This window comes from Sandarakinorhabdus sp. AAP62 (genome assembly GCF_000331225.1).
In the GTDB taxonomy this organism is placed as follows: Bacteria; Pseudomonadota; Alphaproteobacteria; order Sphingomonadales; family Sphingomonadaceae; genus Sandarakinorhabdus.
Genome location: NZ_ANFY01000006.1, coordinates 33071 through 49940, shown reverse-complemented (window position 1 = coordinate 49940; position 16870 = coordinate 33071). Strand labels below are relative to the sequence as shown.

Annotated in this window: 11 protein-coding genes; 7 read left to right on the top strand and 4 right to left on the bottom strand. The window is 64.6% G+C overall.

All coding sequences use genetic code 11. The features are described from left to right. Positions 1 to 192 precede the first annotated feature (192 nt). Complete coding sequence (locus D619_RS15770; RefSeq protein WP_017667691.1) at positions 193 to 3570, top strand: Ig-like domain-containing protein; 3378 nt, start codon at positions 193 to 195, stop codon at positions 3568 to 3570. A gap of 24 nt (positions 3571 to 3594) precedes the next feature. On the opposite strand, the gene D619_RS0106105 is transcribed toward D619_RS15770, so the two are convergent. Beyond that, positions 3595 to 4602 carry a fumarylacetoacetate hydrolase family protein gene (locus D619_RS0106105; protein WP_026090771.1) on the bottom strand — a complete coding sequence of 336 codons (1008 nt, stop codon included), beginning with the start codon at positions 4600 to 4602 and terminating at the stop codon, positions 3595 to 3597. Between the two features lie 105 nt (positions 4603 to 4707). Here D619_RS0106105 and D619_RS0106100 point away from each other — a divergent pair, with 105 nt between their 5' ends. After that, the gene (locus D619_RS0106100; protein ID WP_017667689.1) at positions 4708 to 5922 is read left to right on the top strand and encodes an acyl-CoA dehydrogenase; all 1215 of its coding nucleotides are present in this window, start codon (positions 4708 to 4710) and stop codon (positions 5920 to 5922) included. Positions 5923 to 6108: 186 nt separating this feature from the next. Here D619_RS0106100 and D619_RS0106095 read toward each other — a convergent pair whose 3' ends face one another. The 3 genes from D619_RS0106095 to D619_RS17170 form a co-directional block, all read right to left on the bottom strand. Then, entirely contained in the window at positions 6109 to 6582 is a 474-nt protein-coding gene (locus D619_RS0106095) for an Lrp/AsnC family transcriptional regulator (protein ID WP_017667688.1), read from the bottom strand. Positions 6583 to 6727: 145 nt separating this feature from the next. Beyond that, positions 6728 to 6991, bottom strand: coding sequence for a hypothetical protein (locus tag D619_RS15765; RefSeq protein ID WP_017667687.1), 264 nt, complete (start codon positions 6989 to 6991; stop codon positions 6728 to 6730). Between the two features lie 97 nt (positions 6992 to 7088). After that, a complete protein-coding gene (locus D619_RS17170; protein ID WP_017667686.1) occupies positions 7089 to 9071 on the bottom strand; it encodes a TIR domain-containing protein in 1983 nt (660 codons plus the stop codon). Positions 9072 to 9207: 136 nt separating this feature from the next. Here D619_RS17170 and D619_RS18040 point away from each other — a divergent pair, with 136 nt between their 5' ends. The 5 genes from D619_RS18040 (at position 9208) to D619_RS0106060 (ending at position 16826) form a co-directional block, all read left to right on the top strand. After that, positions 9208 to 11178 (top strand): DUF4231 domain-containing protein, encoded by a 1971-nt coding sequence (locus D619_RS18040; RefSeq protein WP_026090770.1) that lies wholly within the window; start codon positions 9208 to 9210, stop codon positions 11176 to 11178. Positions 11179 to 11314: 136 nt separating this feature from the next. Next, complete coding sequence (hppD, locus tag D619_RS0106075; protein ID WP_017667684.1) at positions 11315 to 12400, top strand: 4-hydroxyphenylpyruvate dioxygenase; 1086 nt, start codon at positions 11315 to 11317, stop codon at positions 12398 to 12400. After that, positions 12397 to 12936, top strand: a complete 540-nt coding sequence (locus D619_RS0106070) for a VOC family protein (protein ID WP_017667683.1) — start codon at positions 12397 to 12399, stop codon at positions 12934 to 12936. The genes hppD and D619_RS0106070 overlap by 4 nt, the downstream gene beginning before the upstream one ends. Before the next feature lie 184 nt (positions 12937 to 13120). Further along, complete coding sequence (locus tag D619_RS17165; protein ID WP_152417339.1) at positions 13121 to 14728, top strand: TIR domain-containing protein; 1608 nt, start codon at positions 13121 to 13123, stop codon at positions 14726 to 14728. Positions 14729 to 14738: 10 nt separating this feature from the next. Continuing rightward, the gene (locus D619_RS0106060) at positions 14739 to 16826 is read left to right on the top strand and encodes an NAD(P)-binding protein (RefSeq protein WP_017667681.1); all 2088 of its coding nucleotides are present in this window, start codon (positions 14739 to 14741) and stop codon (positions 16824 to 16826) included. Positions 16827 to 16870: the final 44 nt, after the last annotated feature.

Genomic DNA, 16870 nt, shown 5'->3' with positions numbered 1-16870 from the left:
TGATAACCGGAACCGCGCCGGCCGGCAAGCAAGCCGGCCGCACAGGCCGGGCGGAAATTGCATGTTGCGAAACCATAATGTCATCAGCGCTTCACTTATCACGACTAGTTGCCCAAAAGCTGCAGTCGCAGCCGTTGCGGGGCCGATTCCCGGCCAGCAAGGGTGGCGTTGTTTTGTCTTGGGGGCCTTTTGATGTCGACGACCCGTTTCCAGCTGTCCACCGGTGACTACACACAGGATTGGAGCACGGCCTCCGGCCTGCTCAGCAACGACAATTGGGATCTGCTGCCCAGCATCGTCGGCTTTCGCGGCGATGATCTCGTTGGCGGGACTGGCATCGATCCGCGGACCATCGTGGCGGCGGCCACGTCGGGCGGGGTCGTGGATCTGACCATCACCGCCACCAGCCCCACCACGTTCACGACCGGTGGCGTGCTCTTCTTCACCGCGCTCGCCAACCCCACGATCGCGCTCAATGGTTCCGGCACGGCCGACGCGCCGTCGATCGCGCTGTTCCTCGATTCGACCGGCCGCCAGGACATCCGGTTCCAGGCCAATATCCGCGATCTCGACGCCTCGGCCGACAATGCGGTGCAGCAGGTGGCCGTGCAGTGGCGCGTGGCCGACGGCAGCTGGAACAATGTTGCCTATATCGCCGACGCCACGACCGCCGGCAGCGACACGCAGGTAACCGCGATCGACGTGACGCTGCCAGCCGGCGCCAACGACAGCGCCAGCCTTGAAATCCGCATCATCACGACCAATGCCGCGGGCAACGACGAGGCCATTGGCATCGACGATATCATCGTGTCGTCGGTCCCGCTGGAGGGTGGCGACACCACGCCGCCGGTGCTGATTGGCAGCAACCCGACCGATCCGGATGATGGCGCCACCGCCGTGCCGCTGGGCAGCGATATCGTGCTGCGCTTCAGCGAAGCGGTGCAGGCCGGCACCGGCAGCTTCACCCTTTCGAACGGCAGCGATGTGCGCGTGATCGCCGTCACCGATCCCCAGGTGTCGATCAGCGGCAGCACCGTCACCATCAACCCCAGCACTGATCTGGTGGCCGGCACCACCTATTCGCTCACCGCGCCGGCCGGCATCCTGGAAGACGCTGCCGGCAATGATTTTGGCGGCATTGCCGCTGGCGTGCTCGATTTCACCACGCTGCAGCCGCAGCAGCTGCGCACCATCGGCGAGATCCAGGGCCTTGGCCACACCAGCGGCTTCGTCGGCCAGGTGGTGCAGACCGAAGGCGTGGTGACCGCCATTGATACCAATGGCTATTACATCCAGTCGGCGCTTGGCGCGTCGGACGGCAATGCCGATACCTCGGATGGCATCTTTGTGTTCACCAACAGTGCGCCCTCGGTGGCCGTTGGCCAGCTGCTGCGGGTGACGGCAACCGTTTCGGAATTCCGCCCCGGCGGCGACACCCGCAACCTGACCATCACCCAGCTGACCAGCCCCATCGCGGTCCTGCTGGGCACCGGTGATGTCGAAAGCGTCACCATCGGCAGCGGCGGCCGGCTGCCGCCCACCCAGATCATCGATAACGACAGTTTCGGCACCTATGATCCGGGCCAGGATGGTATTGATTTCTGGGAATCGCTGGAAGGCATGCGCATCACCATTGATGCCCCGATCGCCATTTCCAACACCAACAGCTTCACCGAAACCTATGTCGTGGCTTCGGGTGGCGCCGGCGCCACAGGCCAGTCAGCCGGTGGTGGGCTGACAATTGCCGCCGATGATTTCAACCCGGAACGCATCCAGCTCGACAACGACAACGGCTTGTTTGCCGGGTTCACCAACAATTTCTCCATCGGTGATCGTCTGTCGAACGTGACGGGCATTGTCTCCTACAGCTTCCAGTCCTTTGAAGTGCTTGTGACAGCAGCGGTGACCACCACCACCGACGTGACTGCCACCAAGGAGGTCACCAGCCTGACCGAAGCCGCCGACAAATTGTCGGTGGCCAGCTACAACCTCGAAAATCTGTCGGCCAATGATGCGCCGGCCAAGCTTGCCAGCCTGGCCAGCGACATCGTCAACAATCTGAAATCGCCGGATATCATCGGCGTGCAGGAAATCCAGGATGCCGATGGCGCCGGCCCTGGCGCCGATCTGTCGGGCGCGGCCACGGCGGCGGCGCTGATTGCCGCCATCCAGGCGGCCGGCGGGCCGACCTATGCCTATGTCGAAATTGCGCCGTCGGCGCCGGGCACCACCGGCGGCGAACCCGGCGGCAACATCCGCAACGGCTTCTTCTATGATCCGGCCCGCGTGTCGCTGGTACCGGGTTCGGTCGAACTGATCGATGGTCCGGCCTTCACCAATTCGCGCCGGCCGCTGGCAGCCACGTTTGAATTCAACGGTGAAGCCATCACGCTGGTCAATGTCCACTTCACCTCGCGCGGTGGTTCCGATGGGCTGTGGGGTTCCATCCAGCCGCCGGCCAACGCAGCCGACGCCGCGCGCACGGCACAGGGCGAAGCGGTGCGGGCGTGGATTGATGGCCGCCCGTCCGCCGAACAGGCCAACATCGTCGTGCTCGGCGATTTCAACGGCTTCACCTGGGAAGGCGGCATTGGCGCGCTGACCCGTGGCGGCCTGATGAGCAATCTTTCCGATCTGCTGCCTGTGGCCGAACGCTACAGCTTCCAGTTTGATGGCAACAACCAGCAGCTGGATCACATCATTGCCACCGGCAGCCTGGCCCAGCGGGCCGAGTTTGATGCCGTGCATATCAACAGTCAGCTTACCGAAGCCGCCCAGATTTCAACCGATCACGATGCCATGCTGGCGCTGTTCACGGTGCCGGTGAAGATCAATGGCACCACTGCCGGTGAACTCATCCAGGGCACGGCCGCGGCCGAAACGATCACGGCCCTTGGCGGCAATGATTTCGTGTTCGCCGGCGGCGGCAATGACACGGTGCTGGGCGGCGATGGTGCCGACACCATTCGCGGCGGCACTGGTACCAACCGGCTGTTTGGCGATGCCGGCAACGACATCTTTGGCGGCGATCTGGAATTCGGCGTGCACTTCATCGATGGCGGTGCCGGTGCCGATACGTTCATGGTGACTTCTGCAGGCGAGAAGGTGATCATCGATCTGAACAACGGCACAGTGATCGGCGGCTATGCCAATGGCTCGACGCTGACCTCGATCGAAGCCGTCAATGCCCGCAACGCCAATTTCGCGGTTGAATTCACCGGCCGGTCCGTCGCCGAAACCCTCACCGGCGGTCGTCTTGCAGACATATTGTCGGGCGGCGGCGGCAATGACCGGATCATCGGCGGCCGCGGCGCGGACATGCTGACGGGCGGCAGTGGCAACGACACGTTCGTCTATCAGCGCGGCGAAGTGACGGGCGACATCATCCTGGACTTCCAGGGCGCGGGCGTCGCCGGCGGCGACGTGCTGGTGTTGACCGGCTTTGGCCTCGGCGCAGCGCTGACCAATGTTGGCGACATCTGGACCGTCAGCTATGGCGCCGGTCTCACCGAAACATTCCAGATCGTCGGTGTGACCAGCCTTGGTGCGGGTGACGTGATCTTCGGCTAAGGCGGATGCAGCGTGGCGGCCGGATCAGGCCGCCACAACCGTCTGTTCGATGGCGCCGAAGATGCTGTGATGCTTGTCGTCCAGCATCTCGATGCGCACCACGTCGCCGGGGCTGAGCCAGGGCGTTGTTGGTGCGCCCGACAGGATGGTCTCGACCATGCGTTGTTCGGCGATGCAGGCATAGCCATGGCCACCGTTCGCGCAGGGCCGGCCGGGACCGCCATCGGCATCGCGGTTGGATACCGTGCCCGAACCGATGATGCTGCCGGCGCCGATGTTCCGTGTCTTGGCGAGATGGGCGATCAGCGTGCCGAAATCGAAGGTCATGTCGATATGGGTTTCGACCCGGCCGAAGGGCTTGCCGTTCAGGTCGATGTTGAGCGTGCCGATCAGCTTGCCATCCTGCCAGCGCTCACCCAGTGCCGCCGGGGTCACCAGCACGGGCGACAGCGCCGAGGCCGGCTTGGACTGCACGAAGCCGAAGCCCTTGGCCAGTTCATCGGGAATCAGCCCCCGCAGCGAGATATCGTTGACCAGGCCGACCAGGCGAATGGCCTCCAGCGCTTCCTCGCGGCTGGCGCCCTGGCGCACGTCGCCGGTGACAACGACAACTTCGGCTTCGAGATCAAGGCCCCAGGCCGGATCGTGGCAGGCGATGGGTTCGCGCGGGCACAGGAACTGGTCGCTGCCGCCCTGATACATCAGTGGATCCTGCCAGAAACTGGCCGGCAGTTCCGCGCCGCGCGCCCGGCGCACCAGCTCGACATGGTTCACATAGGCCGATCCATCCGCCCATTGAAACGCGCGCGGCAACGGAGCCGCCGCAGCGCGTTCGTGGAAGCGCGCATGCGGCACGGCATCATGCGCCAGTGACAGCGCCACTCCTTCCAGCACCAGCGCGGCATGATCCCAATCATCCAGCACCGATTGCAGCGTGGGATACATGGGCGGCGGTGCAGCGCACCAGGCCAGATCATCCGAGACAACGACAAGCCGACCATCACGGCCGGATTTCAGGGAGGCGAGTTTCATGCCGGCAAAGCTGAACCCGTTTGTCGCGGCTGGCAAGCCCAGTTCCATTGGCCTTGGCGCAGCGGCCACTGGCGGTTAAAGCAGGGGTCAAGAGGAGTTTTGCCCATGGCCACTGCCGCCACCACCGATGTTCAGCATTTCGCGCCCAAGTGGCCGAAGTTCGATTGGGAAGACCCGCTGCTGCTGGCCAGCCAGCTGACCGAAGAAGAGACGATGGTGCGCGACGCCTCGCGCGCCTTCTGCGATGCCGAACTGATGCCGGTGGTGAAGCTGGCCAACCGCAACGAGAGTTTTGATCCGGCGCTGATGAAGAAGTTCGGCGCTTCGGGCCTGCTCGGCCCGACCATCAAGGGCTATGGCTGTGCTGGCACGTCGTACGTGGCCTATGGCCTGATCGCGCGCGAAGTGGAGCGGGTGGACTCGGCCTATCGTTCGGCGATGAGCGTGCAGTCGTCCCTCGTGATGTATCCGATCTATGCCTACGGCTCCGAAGCCCAGCGCGAGCGTTATCTGCCGGGCCTGGCCAGTGGCGAACTCATTGGCTGCTTTGGCCTGACCGAGCCTGATGCGGGCTCCGACCCGGCCGGCATGAAGACCCGCGCCAGGAAGGTGCAGGGCGGCTGGCTGCTGAATGGCGCCAAGATGTGGATCACCAATTCGCCGCTCGCCGATGTGGCGGTGGTGTGGGCCAAGTGCGAGGATGACAAGATCCGCGGCTTCATCGTCGAGCGCGGCGATGCCGGGTTCAGCACGCCCAAGATCGAAGGCAAATTCTCCCTGCGCGCCGGCGTCACCGGCGAGATCGTGCTGGCTGATGTGCATTTGCCCGAAGAGCGTATGCTGAAGGGCGTCGAAGGCCTCGCCGGCCCGTTCGGTTGCCTGAACAATGCGCGCTTCGGCATCGCCTGGGGCGCGATGGGCGCGGCGGAATGGTGCTGGCATGCCGCCCGGCAATATACGCTGGACAGGAAGCAGTTCGGCCGGCCGCTGGCCGCGACGCAGCTGATCCAGAAGAAGCTGGCCGACATGCAGACCGAAATCACGCTGGGCCTGTGCGCCGCGCTGGCCGGTGGCCGCCTGATGGACGACAAGCGCCTGGCACCGGAAGCCATCAGCCTTTTGAAGCGCAACAATTGCGGCAAGGCGCTCGATATCGCCCGCGTCGCGCGCGACATGCACGGCGGCAACGGCGTTTCCGATGAATATGGCGTGATCCGCCACGTGATGAACCTGGAAGCCGTGAACACCTATGAAGGCACGCACGACGTCCACGCGCTCATTCTGGGCCGCGCGCAGACGGGGTTGCAGGCTTTCTTCTAGGCGTCCGGCGGGGCCTGTCCTACACGGACAGATCCTGCCATCATGATCCCGTCAGCGCGTCTGGCCGCGCGGTTGGTGGGCGGCGTGAAGATCGCCAAACCCCCAAGATGCGGAAAAACTGTCAAAACTGAAGACCGGATTGCACTGGCCGGTTGCTCTTTCACAATCGAATGGACGCTGTCGGGTTCACCCCGTTCGCACGCTCCTGATCGGAAGCGCCGTCGTGCTCTTCACCTCATCGAGGATGATGGAGGAGCGGGCGGTCGCCACTTCCGGCGCGGCCAGGATACGGTGGGAGAGCAGCTGGTTGAAACTGGCGAGATCATGGGTGGCAACCTTCAGGATCAGATCGGCCTCGCCGGTCAGCTTGTGGCATTCCATCACTTCATCCAATCCAAGGATACGCATCCGGAAGGCTTCGGCGGCTTCGGGCGAATGGCTCTTCATGGTGAGCAGCACATAGGCCATCAGGCCCACGCCCACGGCAGACGGATCAAGCACGGCGCGGAAGCCGCGGACATGTCCGGCCTTTTTCAGCGCCGCCATCCGGCGTGAGCATTGCGAGGCAGAAAGGTGAATGGCCTCGCCCATTTCCACTGGGCCAATGTCGCCGCGTTCCTGCCACAGGGCGAGGATCTTCAGGTCAAAAGCATCAAGCATGAACGGATTTTGCGGGTCTGGACGCCGTGGCGCAAGGCTGTTGTGTCCGAAAGCGGTTTTGCAAGTCCATCAAACAGAAAACTGGCTGGCCCCGGGCAGGGCCAGCCAGCCTCAGATCAAGCGGCAACACCTGCCGCATCAGGCCTTACTTGGCTTCGGCGGTGCCGGCTTCCATCGCCTGGGTTTCGGCAGCATTGACGCCACGGCTGGTGTCGTTGCCGCCGCCGCGATCGTCGGGATTGTCAGCGGCTGGCGCGGTGGCATCGGCCGCCGGGGCCATGGCGTCAGCCGCCGGTGCTTCAACAGCCGGCGCTTCAGCAGCCGGTGCTTCTTCGGCCTTCTTCTCGCCGCAGGCGGCCAACATCGTCGATGCCAGAACAACGCTGGCCAGCAGGATAGTCTTGGTCATGGTAACCCCCAAAAGTTTCGAACAACCCCCATCGCCGCAGCGAGTGCCAGGCGATGCCCGCATAGTGCCGCGCCGCAACCGGCGCGGCAAGGATTTGTTAGGCCGGGGTGTGGAAGTTGCGCAGGCCGATCCTGGCCAGCACAGCCAGAAAGCGCGGCTGCTTGCGCAGCGGGTCGAGCAAGGGATCATAGCCAGCCAGCACCAGACCGGAATCGCGCAGTTCCAGCGCCCGTTCCAGCACATCCAGGGCCGGTTGGATGCGGCCCCATTGCGCCAGCACCTCGGCCTGCTGATACAGGCCGCCGTCGCCAAATTCCCTGACCAGTTCGGCCATGCGCGCTTCACCGGCTGCCGGGCCCGACAGCCGGGCCTCGACAATGGCCAGGCCGCGCAGCCGCGACAATTTGCTGGGTTCGGCCAGGTAATGGCGGCGGGCGCCCTCGATATCGCCGGCCATCAACGCCATGTCACCAAGGATCCGGTGCACGATGGGCTGCTTGGCATTGAGCGACAGGGCGGTTTCCAGCGGAGTGCGCACCGCATCATATTTGTGGGCGGCAAAGGCGATGTTGCCGGCGTTGCGGAACACCCCCGGGTTCAACGGGTCGAGCCGTTGGGCGCGGGCGATGGCGGCCTCGGCCTTGGCGAAATCGCCCATGTTGCCGAAATATTCGGCACAGGCGGACAGGCCAGCGGCGTTGCCCAGGCCCAGGTCAAGCCCACGCTCATAAGCCGGTTGCGCGGCGGCCAGTTCAAGCTGGGTCATCAACAGGAAGCCCAGGGCGATCTGGGCATCGGGCATGTCGGGCGCGAGGGCAATCGCCTTGCGGGCGCTCGCCAGCGCCGCGCTGCGCAAGGCGCCGACCCGGGCCATGCTGGGTTCCTGGTTGGCGATGGCGCCCAGGGTGCGGGCGCGGGCGGCGTGCGCGGCGGCATAGTTGGGGTCAAGGCTGATGGCCTTGTCGATGGCAGCCAGCGCCATTTCGTCCGTCGCGCGGCTGGTGCTGGACGCATACAGCGCCTGGCCCTTCGCATAGGCATCAAAGGCCTCGGCGTTGCGGGTGCTGCCCGGTCGCTCGGCGCTCCATTGCTTGTCCTTGGCCAGCGTGGAGATCAGCGCGTCAGCCACGGTGGTGGCAATTTCGGCCTGCACCGCCAGCACATCGGCGACGGCGCGGTCAAAGGCCTGGCTCCAGCGTTCAAAGCCGGTGACGCCGTCCACGAGCCGGGCCGTGATGCGCACCTGGTTGGCCCGCTGGCGCACCGATCCCAGCAACAGGTTGGACACGCCCAGCGACTGGGCGATCTGGCGGGTATCGATATTGTCACCCTTGAAGCCGCCGGCCGAGGCGGCGCCGCTGACCAGCAGCTGGCGATTGAGGCTGAGCGTGGTGCGCAGTTCCTCGGCCAGGCCTTCGGCGAAATAATCTTCGGCACTGTTGCCGCTGAGATTGCGGAACGGCAGCACGGCAACGCTGTTGGCGGCTTCCGGCGTTTCGGCCGGGCGCAGATATTTCCACGCCGCCAGGCCGCCGCCGCCCGCCAGCAGCGCCGCGCCGCCCATCAGCAGCAATCGGCGATCGGGCGCCGGGCCGGGTCGGGCCAGGCTGGCCGGCGGGGGGGCTGGCGGCGCAGCACCAGCCACGGTCTGGATCGCCGTGGCGACGCGGCGGGCTTCCGGTGCATTGGCCTTGCCCTGCCATTTGCTGACGTCGATCACCTGGAACTGGCGGAAGCCCAGCGGTGGCAAGCTGCCATCCATTGACAGCGGCACCAGCCGGCGGCGATCGCGACCCACGGTGGCTTCATCGCGCACCCAGTGGCTGTCGACCGAGGTCTTGCTCCACAGCACCACCACGGCATCGGCCTTTTGCAGCGCGGCTTCGGTGGTGGGCAGGAAATTGTCACCGCCTTCCAGCAGCCCATCCCACCACACCTGATAGCCCTGCAGTTCGAGCGCGCGGATCAGCGGCAGCGCCTGTTTCTGATCGGTGCGGGAATAGCTGAAGAACAGCTGCAAGCGCGGCGCATCGCCATTTGGCGCGCCTCCCTTGCCCTGCTCGACATCCCCGCCACTCATGCGTAACGACCCCTCAAGCCTCGCTGCTTGTGCTCTCTTCTTATTGCCGGATTTTTTCGGCATTGCGAAAGCCAAATCGTCGGGCGGCGGCATTTTGCCGGTTGTCTTTGGCAGCGAACAAGGGAATCTGCGGGCGATGGCCGAACCCTCTCCTCTTGCCGTGCCGCCGTTGCCGCTGCCGGTGCTGTCGCTGGGGGTCACCGGCCACCGCGCCAACAACGCCTTGTTCGTTGCCCACGAACCGCGCATTGCGGCCGTGATGGAAGAGATTTTCACCGCCATCGCTGCTGCGGCCGGCTCGGCGCAGGTGCGGCTGCACAGCCTGCTGGCCGATGGCACCGATCAACTGGCGGCCCATGGCGCTCTGGCGCGTGGCTGGGATCTGGTGGCGCCATTGCCATTTGGCCGCGCGCTCAACCAGGCCATCAATGCCCATCCCGCCAGCCCGGCCGATGCCAGGCTGCTGCTGGCCGGCCAACCGGCGCGCGCCGCCGATACCGCCACGCGGGCCGACGCCATTGCCGCACTCGAAGCCCGGGCGCGGTTGTTCGAATTGGGCGATGCCGATACCGCGATTGCCGCACTCTATCTGGCGATGGTCGATGCGCCCACCGACGTTGCGGCGGCGCAGCGTTATGCCAGCGCAGCTTCGCGCCGGGTGGCGCTGGCCGGGCGGGTGATGATTGAACAATCCGATCTGATCATCGCGGTTTGGGATGGCGTGAGCCGCGATGCGGTGGGCGGCACCGGGCATACGCTGGCCAGCGCGCTGGTGGCCGGGGCAGCCGTGGTGCTGATCGATTGCGGCAATCCGGAAGGCTGGCGGCTGGTCACCGATCTGGAAGCGCTGGATCAGGTGGCCGAACAGGCGCCCGATCCCCATGCGCGCGCGTCCGCGCTGGCGGCAACGATTGCAGCGGCCCTGCACCCTGCCGACGAAGGGACCGAGGCCGCAATGGCGCTGGCCCCATCGGCCTGGCGGGCCACCAGCAATCCACTGTTTCATGGCTACCGCCGGGTGGAAACCCTGTTTGGTGGTGGCGGCCGGCCCTGGCGATCGCTGCGGATGGTGCATGAACGCCCCGACGCCATAGCCAGCGGCAGCGGTGCCGCCATGCTGCAGGCCCTGACCAACTTGCCCGGCGCCGATCCGGCCTGGCCGCGCGCCGTGGGCCAGGCGGTGCTGCAACGCTTTGCCTGGGCCGATGGCATCTCCACCCGCTTTTCCGATCTCTATCGCGGCGGCATGGTGGCCAATTTCCTCGCATCGGGCGCGGCGGTGCTGGCCGGCCTTGCCTATCTGCCCACCGCCGGGCCGGAATGGAAACATGTGTTTGCCGCCTTGGAATTCCTGCTGCTCGGCACCATCGTGCTCACCACCTGGCTGGCCACGCGCTATCACTGGCACGATCACTGGTTCGAAACCCGGCGCGCTGCGGAATATCTGCGCCACGCGCCATTCCTGATGGCGCTGGGCGTGGTGCGCCCGGCTGGCCGTTGGCCAAAAGGCGGCCATGGGGAACGGGCGGCCTGGCCGGAATATCACGCCCGCCATGCCGTGCGCGAAGTCGGCCTGCCGCCGGTCAGGGTGGGGCAGAGCTGGCTGCGTGCCGTGCTGGATGGGTTGTTGATCCCGCATCTGGCCAGCCAGCGCGATTATCACCGCATCAAGGCCAGGCGGCTGGACACGGTGCATCACCGGCTGGACCGGGTTTCCACCATTTCCTTCCAGCTCGCCGTGGTGGCTGTGGCGTTGTGGCTGCTGTTCTGGCTGGGCGGCATCCTTGGCGTGTTTCCGGAGCAATTGGCGGAAAAGACCGCCAAATTGTTCACTTTCCTGGGCGTGATGTTCCCCACCATCGGCGGTGCCGTGGCCGGCATCCGTTACTTCGGCGATTTCGATCGCTTTGCCGCGATCAGCCGCATTTCGGCCGAAAAGCTGGACGCGGTTCACCGCCGCGCCACGCTGCTGCGGGCAGCGCCCGATCACGCGCTGGATTATGGCGCCCTGTCTGATCTGGCCCATGCCGCCGACGACGTGGTGGTGTCGGAAATCGAAAGCTGGCAGGCGGTTTTTGCCGGCAAGCATTTCACTGTTCCCGTGTGATCTGCATAGATATTGTGTAATTTAGCCGAAACGCGCACAGATTGTGCATGAAGCCAGGCCGTGGTCTGACAACTCGCACGGACAATGAGCGCGAAATCCGCTATCATCGCGCCATCTTCGTGCGGGAGCATCCGACATGGCCGATCTGTTCGACAATCCGCTGGGCCTTGATGGCTTTGAATTCATCGAATTCTGTGCGCCCACCAAGGGCGTGCTGGAACCGGTGTTCGCCGCGATGGGCTTTGCCCGTGTCGCCAACCACCGCTCCAAGGACGTGCAGCTGTGGCGGCAGGGCGGCATCAACCTGATCGCCAACTACGAGAAACATAGCCCGGCCTGGTATTTCGCCCAGGAACATGGCGCTTCCGCCTGCGGCATGGGCTGGCGGGTTAAGGATGCAACCAAGGCCTATGGCGAAGCGCTGGAGCGCGGCGCCGAGCCGGTGGAAAGCCGCACCGGGCCGATGGAGCTGCGCCTGCCCGGCTTTCGCGGCATCGGTGGTTCGATCATCTATCTGATCGATCGCTATGGCGACGATCTGTCCATCTACGACATTGATTTCGTGTATGAAGCCGGCGTGGACCGGCACCCGATCGGTGCCGGCCTGCAGATGATCGATCACCTCACCCACAATGTCTATGGCGGCCGCATGGCGCACTGGGCGGCCTTTTACGAGCGTATTGCCGGCTTCCGCGAGATCCGCTGGTTCGACATCAAGGGCGAATATACCGGCCTCACCTCGAAGGCGATGACCGCGCCCGATGGCAAGATCCGCATCCCGCTGAACGAAGAGGGCAGGGGCGGCGGCGGCCAGATCGAGGAGTTCCTTCGCGCCTACAACGGCGAGGGCATCCAGCACATTGCCTTTGCCTGCGATGATCTGCTGGGGGTGTGGGACCGGCTGAAGGCCATCGGCACGCCGTTCATGACGCCGCCGCCTGCGACCTACTATGAGATGCTGGCGGAACGCCTGCCCGGCCATGGCGAGCCTGTGGTCGAACTGCAACAGCGCGGCATCTTGCTGGATGGCACCACGGATGGTTCCAGGCGGCTGTTGCTCCAGATCTTCTCCGAAACCATGATCGGCCCGGTGTTCTTCGAATTCATCCAGAGGAAGGGTGACGAAGGCTTTGGCGAAGGCAATTTCAAGGCGCTGTTTGAATCGATGGAGCGCGACCAGCTGCGACGCGGCGTGCTGAAGGTGGAGGAAGTGGCCGAATGACCCCGAACCTCAAGCGCATCCACCATGTCGCCTATCGCTGCCGCGACGCGGCCGAAACCGTGGCCTGGTATGAGAAGGTGCTGGGCATGACCTACACCACCGCCTTTGCCGAGGACCATGTGCCATCCACCGGGGCCTATGATCCCTATATGCACGTCTTCCTCGATTGCGGCGGCGGCAATGTGCTGGCCTTTTTCGAGCTGCCGAACCAGCCGGACATGGGCAAGGACCCCAACACCCCGGCCTGGGTGCAGCATCTCGCCTTTGAGGTGGAGAGCGAGGCCGAGCTGGTGGCCGCCAAGGCGCACCTTGAAGCGCTGGGCATCGATGTGCTGGGGCCGACCTGGCATGGCATCTTCAAGTCGATCTATTTCTTTGATCCCAATGGCCACCGGCTCGAACTGGCCTGCAATATCGGCACGGCAGAACAATATGCCGAACTGAAGACAGTCGCGCCGCTGATGCTGGCGGAGTGGAGCCAGACGAAGAAGGCGCCCAAGCACGCCGCTTGGCTGCACCAGCCGCCCGCAGATTGAGAGCTGCCAGCAGCCTGCGCCTGTTCACATGTCAATAAATTGACATGTGTTTTGACATATTTGCGGCTATAGCTTCCCTCAGGTCGTCGGGAGTGGGCGGCAGAGGGACAGATGGTGCTGGAGGCAGGAAACTTGGCAGCGGGGCGGGGCATCTCCCGTGGGCCCGGGCAGGGTGGAATTCGGCGTGCCTGATATCTTCCTCTCCTACAGCCGGGTTGATCAGAACCGCGCGCGCCAGTTCGTGAAGGCGTTCGAAGCCGCCGGCCTGTCGGTGTGGTGGGACCCGCATCTGAAATCGGGCGAAGCCTATGATGAAGTGACCGAAGCGGCGTTACGTGATGCCCGCGCCGTGGTGGTGCTGTGGTCGGAAACCTCGGTCAGCTCGCGCTGGGTACGGGCCGAAGCCACGGTGGCCGATCGCAAGAAGACGCTGATGCCGGTGATGATCGACCCGGCCGACCGTCCGATCATGTTCGAACTGGTGCAGACCGCCGATCTGATCGACTGGCGCGGCAACAGCGATGATCCCGATTTCCTGGCCTTTCTGCAGGATGTGCGCCGCCGGGTCGACAAGACGGCCGCCGCTCAGGAGGAACGCCCCGGCATTGCCGTGCTGATGTTCCGCCACCCGCCGGGCAATCAGGAAGAAGCCTATTTCGCCGAAGGCATGTGCGACGACATCATCACCGGCCTGGGCCGATCGCGGCTGATGAAGGTAACCGGGCGGCAATCGAGCCTGACGCTCGATTGGTTGGGCCGCACCATGGCCGATGTGAGCGAGCAATTGGGCGCGCGTTACCTGCTGCGCGGCCAGATCCGGCGCGGCGGCAGTGGCATGCGGGTTGTGGCCGAACTGGTGGACGGCAAGAATGACGAGGTGATCTGGCACGGTCGCTATGACCGCGAATTGATGGACGTGTTCAAGGTTCAGGACGAAATCACCGGCGCCATTGTTGCCACCATCGAGCCGGAACTGCTGGGCCGCGAACAGAAACAGGCGGTGCGCGGCGGCGATGGTTCGGGGCGCAACCTCAATCACTGGAACCTGTTCGTGCGCGGCCGCTATCATTTCTGGCGCAGCCAGCGCGAGGATATCAGCAAGGCCGATGCGCTGCTGAAGGAAGCGCTGGCGCTGGCGCCCGACGATGCGCCCACGCTGGCGCTGCTGGCACAGACGGAACTGGCACCGATGTGGGCCGGGGACGCAAAGGATCCGCTGGCCAGCCTGCAGAACGCCTTGGCCTATGCCCGCAAGGCCGCCGATGCCAACCCGCGCGACAGTGCCGCACATTATGCACTGGGCATGGTGATGAGCTTCATGGGCCAGGCCGAAAAAGCCATTGCCGAACAGCGGCTTGCGCTGATGCTCAATCCGTGGAACGCGGCGGCACAGGGCGAGCTGGGCCGGGTGCTGGCCTTTCACGGCGATGTGGAGGGCGCGCTGACGGCGTGTGATGCCGCCATCGCGCTGTCGCCGCACGATCCGCATGACTGGCTGTGGCTCAGAAGCAAGGCGGTGGCCGAGCTGATTGCGGGGCGGCACGACGCGGCGCTGGCCCATGCCACTCCGGCAGCGGCACGGCGGCCGGATTATTTCTTCCTGCATTTCTGCGAGGCCGCCTGCGCCGCAGCCGCCGGCAAGACCGAAATTGCCCGCGCCGCCTGTGCCGAAGGCATGGCGCTCAATCCGCGTTACCGCATGAAGTGGCTGGCGCTGGGCCATCCGTTCAGCAACCCGGCACATCTGGAGATGTTTGCCGGCCATCTGAAGGCTGCCGGCTGGCCCGGCTGAAGGGGGAAACATGGCGAAACGGGTGGCAATCCTTGGCGGCGGCATCGCCGCGCTGACCACGGCGTTCGAACTGACCAACACGCCGGGGGTTGAGGTGACGATCCACACGCTGGGCTGGCGGCTGGGCGGCAAGTGCGCCTCGTCGCGCGGGCCCAACATGCGCATCGAGGAACATGGCATCCACGGTTTTTGCGGGGCCTATTTCAATGCGCTGCCGATGATGGCGGCGGTCTATGCCGAACTGAACCGGCCCTCCACCAGCCCCATCCCCGATTTCAAGACCGCGTTCCGACCGCTCGACACGGTGCAGCTCTACAACTGGAAGGATGGCCAGCCCCACGTGTTTCCGCTGCGCTTTCCGGAAAACACGCTGTTTCCCGATCCGGGCAAGCCGCAGGCGATGCTGGACGTGCTCGAGCTGATCGACAAGGTGCTGGCGATGCTGAGCGCGGCGCTGGCCGAACATGGCGGGGCAGCCATCCCCAACGATGTGCGTGTCACCATCCACGACATGCTGGTGCAGGTGAAGGGCCATCTTGCCGGCGCAGTGGCGCTGACGGCGCTGAACATGGTCAAGCAAGTGTGGCATTTCGCGCGCGGGCCGCTGCTGCAGGAAGCCCGGGACCAGAACAACGACGCGCTCGGCAATATCGTCATCATCGTCGATTATGTCTTCACGCTGGTTTATGGCGTTCTGGTCGACGATGTGGTGACCAGGGGCTGGGATTATCTGGACACGATCAACTGGGATGACTGGTTGAAATCACATGGTGCCATGCCCGATACCATCGCGTCGCCGCTGGCGCTGAACACGGTCAATCTCAGCTATCAATATCCCAATGGCGACACGTCCCAGCGTTCGATGATGGCGGCCGGTGCCTATGCGCATTGGACCCTGCGCAGCTTCGCCTATTGCGGTCATGTGCTTTATGCCTTTGCTGCCGGCACCGGCGAGACCATCATTGCGCCCCTTTATGAGGTGCTGAAAAGGCGCGGGGTGACGTTCGAGTTTTTCAGCAAGGTGGAAGAACTGGTGCTGGATGCGGCCGGCACCGGCATCGACAGCGTGCAGATCGGCGTCCAGGCAACCGTGAAGGGCGGCGGGGAATATCAGCCGCTGTTCGATGTGAAAGGCCTGCCTTCGTGGCCGGCAGAGCCTTTCTATGATCAGCTGGTCGAGGGCGACCAGATGCAGGGCAAGGGCTATGACCTCGAAAGCTGGTGGACGCCCTGGGCTCCGGTGGCGACCCGCATGTTGAAGGCCGGGGTGGATTTTGATGTGGTGGTGTTTGCGCTGTCGATCGGCGCGGTGCCCTATGTCGCCGATCAGCTGCGCCAGAAATCGCCGCGTTGGGACAGGATGGTGAAGGGCGTGCCCACGGTGCAGACCCAGGCCATGCAGATCTGGCTGATGAAAAGCTATGAGGAACTGGGCTGGTCGATCCCGCTGCCGCCCACCGGCACGCCGCTGGCCGATACCTGGTATGCGCCGCTGGATGGCCATGCCGAACTGAAGCACCTGATCCCGCTGGAGGATTGGCCGAAGAACATCACGCCGAAATCGCTGTGGTATTTCTGCGATTGCCTGCCCGAAACCGGCCCACCGCCGCCGTTCAGCGACACGGGCTATCCAGGCCGGGTGCGCCAGCAGGTCAAGCAGACCTGCATCGACTATCTCAACAAGGCCATCGGCGGCCTGATGCCCGGTGCCATGCTGATGAGCGGCGGGCCAAGTGGCCAGCCGGAAATGAACTTCGGCCTGCTTGCCAACACCAGCCCCACCGCGCTGGCCGGGCCGATGAATTTCGAATCCCAGTTCTGGCGCGCCAACATCGATCCTACCGAGCGTTACGTGACCTCACCCCCGGGCAGCACGGCGGCGCGGCTGGTGGCGTGGGACACGGATTTCCACAATCTGGTGATCGCTGGCGACTGGGCCTACACCGGGCTCAATGTCGGCAGCGTCGAATGCACGGTGATGAGCGGCAAGCTGGCCAGCCATGCCATCACCGGCTCACCGCCGCTGGAACAGATTCCGGGTTATCCTGCCGATCGCAAGCCGTTGCCGCCTTCGGCGAACAGCAAAGTGGCGGGTTGAAGCCATTGCAACAGCGGCGGCAAAGCGCCAGATAGGCCGCAGTT

What these genes read in the sequence shown, in the direction of transcription:
- D619_RS15765 (WP_017667687.1), bottom strand. Translation starts at nt 6,991, where the DNA reads ATGACCAAGACTATCCTGCTGGCCAGCGTTGTTCTGGCATCGACGATG.
- D619_RS0106100 (WP_017667689.1), top strand. Translation starts at nt 4,708, where the DNA reads ATGGCCACTGCCGCCACCACCGATGTTCAGCATTTCGCGCCCAAGTGG.
- D619_RS0106105 (WP_026090771.1), bottom strand. Translation starts at nt 4,602, where the DNA reads ATGAAACTCGCCTCCCTGAAATCCGGCCGTGATGGTCGGCTTGTCGTT.
- D619_RS0106070 (WP_017667683.1), top strand. Translation starts at nt 12,397, where the DNA reads ATGACCCCGAACCTCAAGCGCATCCACCATGTCGCCTATCGCTGCCGC.
- D619_RS0106060 (WP_017667681.1), top strand. Translation starts at nt 14,739, where the DNA reads ATGGCGAAACGGGTGGCAATCCTTGGCGGCGGCATCGCCGCGCTGACC.
- hppD (WP_017667684.1), top strand. Translation starts at nt 11,315, where the DNA reads ATGGCCGATCTGTTCGACAATCCGCTGGGCCTTGATGGCTTTGAATTC.
- D619_RS15770 (WP_017667691.1), top strand. Translation starts at nt 193, where the DNA reads ATGTCGACGACCCGTTTCCAGCTGTCCACCGGTGACTACACACAGGAT.
- D619_RS17170 (WP_017667686.1), bottom strand. Translation starts at nt 9,071, where the DNA reads ATGAGTGGCGGGGATGTCGAGCAGGGCAAGGGAGGCGCGCCAAATGGC.
- D619_RS18040 (WP_026090770.1), top strand. Translation starts at nt 9,208, where the DNA reads ATGGCCGAACCCTCTCCTCTTGCCGTGCCGCCGTTGCCGCTGCCGGTG.
- D619_RS0106095 (WP_017667688.1), bottom strand. Translation starts at nt 6,582, where the DNA reads ATGCTTGATGCTTTTGACCTGAAGATCCTCGCCCTGTGGCAGGAACGC.